This is a genomic window from Shewanella sp. AS16 (assembly GCF_021412365.1).
GTDB lineage: Bacteria > Pseudomonadota > Gammaproteobacteria > Enterobacterales > Shewanellaceae > Shewanella > Shewanella salipaludis.
The window spans coordinates 1-570 of sequence record NZ_JAKCLK010000043.1; the positions used below are offsets into that span (position 1 = coordinate 1).

The following is a 570-nucleotide window of genomic DNA, read 5'->3' on the forward strand; positions in this document are numbered from 1 at the left end:
GTGGCCGCTACGCCGTGGATGTGACTGTGACCGAAACCAATACCCCGGCACCGCTCAGTAGCAGCCGCCGCATTCGCTTCAAGGTCGAGTCGCTGCCGCAGCTGAGCAGCGAGGCAGACACAGACGGTGACGGCCTTGTCGACAGCGAGGAAGGTTACGGCGACAGCGACGGTGATGGTATCGCCGATTATCTTGATAACGATGTGGATAGCAGCCGTTTGCCGGTAAACGATGAAACCGATGCCATGCAAACCACGGCCGGCGTGCAGTTGGCGCTTGGCAACATCACTAGTGCCATCATCACCGGCAGCGGCGCCGGCATGAGCATGGGCGACTTGGCTGCCTCGGTAGCGGCAGACAGCGCCGCCGCTGACAGCAACGACAGCCACTTCAGCCAGGTCGCCGCCGTGCTCGACTTTACCCTGAGCGGCACCTTCCAGGCGGGGCAATCGGTTGCCGTGGTGTTCCCACTGCCGCGCGCCAGTGTGCTGCCGGAAGGCGCCGTCTATCGTAAATACAATCAGGTTCAAGGCTGGTATGACTTTGTCGAAGATGCCAACAACAGCATAA

Annotated in this window: 1 protein-coding gene; it reads left to right on the forward strand. The window is 60.9% G+C overall.

Going from position 1 to position 570, the window contains the following annotated elements; genetic code table 11:
• Positions 1 to 570, forward strand: a 570-nt coding sequence (locus LZP73_RS19235; RefSeq protein ID WP_234236518.1) for a hypothetical protein, incomplete at both ends; no start/stop codon positions are given.